This is a genomic window from Plesiomonas sp. (assembly GCF_051650925.1).
Classification (GTDB): Bacteria; Pseudomonadota; Gammaproteobacteria; order Enterobacterales; family CAMTGL01; genus Plesiomonas.
This window is the reverse complement of the sequence record NZ_JBOFRH010000288.1, coordinates 1-1,009: the sequence shown is the minus strand read 5'-3', so window position 1 is coordinate 1,009 and position 1,009 is coordinate 1. Positions and strand designations below refer to the sequence as shown.

Below are 1,009 nucleotides of genomic sequence, written 5' to 3'. Positions count from 1 at the left end.
CACGTTCCGCAATTTATTTCGCGATTAAAAGAGATTTCCTAATAGCTGTATCGATTCAACAAAACAGCAGTGAAGAAATATCTTTGAAATAAAAAGTAACACGCTAGCGAAAATATTTTTTTGATTTAAACCATCTTTTTATTCTCTGCGCGAAAATAACATTCCCTCGCGCAGATCAATATGTCAGATAAGTCATTCTGTTCTGACAAAGTCGTAATAAAAATAATGATGAAAATAGAAACAATTCGTTTATTTTCGCAACGCAATTCTTGAATGTAAGGTCATTTATCGGGCATTTCGGTGCAATAAATAACAGCTGACACGTTACAGCCATTAATCATAAGCAACAAAATAGAAAACACCAACGTGTATTCATACCGTAAAAAGACCTACAGGGAAGTGAAGAGGCAAGGGACATGCAGCGCGAAGCGCATAAGTATGCAGTACATTTTGTCTAAAAACATAAAACAGACAGAAAATAAGCAGAAAACAGAACAAAACTGCATAGCGCAGCAAAGTTGCCGTGCTGAACGCCACTACATTTACATAATCCGCATTTAAGTAATCAGCTAAGCCAGCAGCCAAGTCATCAATGCAGCAGCTCAGTACTCGCACGTACTCCCCCTACGGATTATTACGTACTTCTTTACCGCTTATCAATGACTTAGCACAGCTATCCAGCACGCCGCTTGCTCATGTTTGGCTCATATCTGGGCTCACATCCGGCAAGGTTACAGCTCATCGAGCAGAATTTGCCACTCCGGCTTTTTAAAGGCGCGGTTTAGGAGATCAGCCAGCTCTTGGTAGCGCGGCTTAGCCACTGCTGGCATCAAGGCCATACCACCTGAGCGCATCTTGTCATAGATGTCACGATACCAGCTGGTTAACGCTGGCGGCAACGGCGTATGCGCCCGTTTTCCCAGCCACCATAGCCCTTGAATCGGCAGGCTCAGTGCAAAAAGCCCCACAATCACGGCCATCGCCATGTTGTTTCCGCCGCCTAACGACA

General features: G+C 43.8%; 1 protein-coding gene. It reads right to left on the bottom strand.

Translation table 11 applies throughout. The features are described from left to right. Nucleotides 1-731: 731 nt before the first annotated feature. On the bottom strand, nt 732-1,009 hold a 278-nt coding region (gene yfbV / locus ACRC27_RS06930; RefSeq protein WP_438639506.1), incomplete at its 5' end, for a terminus macrodomain insulation protein YfbV.